Below are 2,448 nucleotides of genomic sequence, written 5' to 3'. Positions count from 1 at the left end.
AGCGCCACCGGCCAGTCGCGCGCGAGCTCGGCCTCAGGCTCGCAGCCGGCGCACTCCTCCTCAGCCTCAGAGGCAGGTGCACGCCAAGAGCGTGAGGACCGGGAGCCGGTACGTCCCTCGGCCCGCACAGCACCGGAGTACACGATGCTCCAGCTGGGTGGCCCGGACGGCATTGCCGTGCCCGCCCGGGTGCTCATCCTGGCTCTGGTGCTCCTGTTCGCCTTCGTCATCACCTTCCCGGCGCTGCGCGGCTACCTGTCCCAGCAGGCTCAGTACGACGCGATCATGAGACAGCTCCAGGAGGCGCGAGCCACCTCCACCGCGCTGGAGTCAGAGCTGGCCCGGTGGGACGACGACGCCTACGTGCGTGCTCAGGCGCGCGAGCGCTTGTCCTACGTCATGCCGGGAGAGACCACCTACGTCGTCGTCGGCGCTGACCAGTTCGAGGACCAGACCAAGGCGGCGGCCAAGGCCGCGGCTGAGGCCGAGGCTGGCAGCCCGTGGTACTCGGTCCTGCGAGAGTCGGCAGAGGTCGCCGGGGCTACCGATGAGCAGGCGCCGCCGGAGGAGTCTCAGCGTGGCTGGTCCACCGCGGTCCCGACCGTCCCCACCCCGACGCCTGAGCCGGCCGACGAGTCCGGCGCACAGTAACGCTCCCATCACCCTCCCATCGCGAAGGAGCTCCATGAGCACGCAGCCCGAGCACACGAGCACCCCGGCCCAGCCCGGTCAGGCTCCCGACCAGGAGCCCGCGGCGACGCCGGGCCGTACCCGCAGCGATGAGGTGACGCAGGCCGACCTGGAGGCGCTGCGTGAGCAGCTGGGCCGGGTGCCGCGCGGCGTCGTCTCCATCGCTGCGCGCTGCGTGTGCGGGCGCCCGACCGTCGTGCGCACGGCTCCGCGTCTGCCTGACGGCTCACCGTTCCCCACTAGCTACTACCTCACTCACCCGGCGGCGGTGAAGGGCTGTTCCACCCTGGAGGCCGAGCACCTCATGGAGGACTACAACGCCCGGCTCGCCGAGGACGCTGAGCTTGCCGCGGCCTACGCCCGCGCTCACGAGGACTACCTGGCACGTCGCGCTGAGCTGGGAAGCGTGGAGGAGATCGACGGCGTCTCGGCCGGCGGCATGCCGACCCGCGTCAAGTGCCTGCACGCCCTGCTCGGCCACGCCCTGGCCGCTGGCCCTGGCGTCAACCCCATCGGTGACCTCACCCTGGAGGTGCTGCGCGAGCGCGGGATGTGGGACCCGCAGCGGTGCAGCTGCTGAGCGCTGCCCGGCGGCCCTTGCTGCTCGGCGGCCCCGGCCTGACAGCGGCTGGCCTGCCGCTGACCGGTGGACCGGTGGGACCTGACAATCTAGAGGAGAACTGACATGACGCGTGTGGCCGCGATCGACTGCGGGACCAACACCATCCGCCTGCTCGTGGCTGACCTGCTCCCGCGCGAGGCGGGCACCGGCCTCGCCCAGCTGGTGCGTGACAACGAGATCGTCCGACTGGGCCAGGGGGTGGACCGCACCGGCCGTCTGGACGAGGCGGCGCTGGAACGCACCCTCGCCGTCGTGGACTCCTACGCGGCGACCTGCCGCGCCCAGGGGGTGGAGCGCATGCGCTTCGTAGCCACCTCGGCCACGCGGGACGCCTCCAACCGCGCCGTCTTCGTCGACGGTGTGCGCGAGCGCCTGGGTATCGAGCCGGAGGTCATCAGCGGGCAGGAGGAGGCCCGGCTGTCCTTCTCCGGCTCCTCCCTCTGCCTGGACCGGTTCGTTGGCACTCAGCCGGAAGGTCCCCACCTCGTCGTCGATCTCGGCGGCGGCTCCACCGAGCTGGTCCTGGGACGCAGCGGCCCCCAAGCTGCCTTCTCCATGGACACCGGTTCGGTGCGCGTGACCGAGCGCTACCTGGCCGACGGCGTCACGCCCGCCTCCGAGGCGGCGGCGCGTGCGCACGTGCGTGAGCTGCTGGACCAGGCCAGTGACGTCGTCGACCTGTCCGCCGCTACCAGGCTCGTGGGGCTGGCGGGCACTATCACCACCGTGACGGCCCACGCCCTGGGGCTGGCCGACTTCGATGCCGCGGCCCTTGACGACGCCGTGGTTCCGGCTGAGACGATGCTGGCCTCATGCGAGGCGATCGTGCATTCCACCGCGGCTGAGCGTGAGTCGTGGGCCTATCTACGGCCCGGTCGCCGCGACGTCATCGCCGCCGGCGCTCTGGTGTGGTCCGAGGTAGTAGCGCGCGTCATGGCTGAGACCGCCGCGGGACCGGCACCGGTGACCTCCTCGATCACCTCGCTGTCCGACATTCTGGACGGGATCGCCCTGTCCATGGCCGACGGCGCCGGAACGGCGGTGAGCGCGTGAGTACGGGCCTGCCGGCGGGCCTGGCCGCGCAGCTGGAGCGGATCGCCGCCTCGGTCCGCGCCTGCGGGCTCGCTGTGCCCGGG

The 2,448-nt window shown here is 72.0% G+C and carries 3 protein-coding genes; all 3 read left to right on the top strand.

What is annotated here, in order from left to right; genetic code table 11:
- On the top strand, window positions 1-651 hold a 651-nt coding region (locus HMPREF0058_RS11235; protein WP_248597030.1), incomplete at its 5' end, for an FtsB family cell division protein.
- Between the two features lie 34 nt (window positions 652-685).
- On the top strand, window positions 686-1,270 hold the full coding sequence (locus HMPREF0058_RS11230) for a DUF501 domain-containing protein (RefSeq protein WP_006549915.1): 585 nt from the start codon (window positions 686-688) through the stop codon (window positions 1,268-1,270).
- Between the two features lie 105 nt (window positions 1,271-1,375).
- Window positions 1,376-2,365 (top strand): Ppx/GppA phosphatase family protein, encoded by a 990-nt coding sequence (locus HMPREF0058_RS11225; RefSeq protein WP_006549914.1) that lies wholly within the window; start codon window positions 1,376-1,378, stop codon window positions 2,363-2,365.
- The last annotated feature ends 83 nt before the right edge of the window (window positions 2,366-2,448 follow it).

The sequence above is a fragment of the Actinomyces urogenitalis DSM 15434 genome (assembly GCF_000159035.1).
Lineage (GTDB): Bacteria > Actinomycetota > Actinomycetes > Actinomycetales > Actinomycetaceae > Actinomyces > Actinomyces urogenitalis.
Note: the sequence above shows the minus strand (reverse complement) of the source record. Positions and strands in the feature narration are given on the sequence as shown.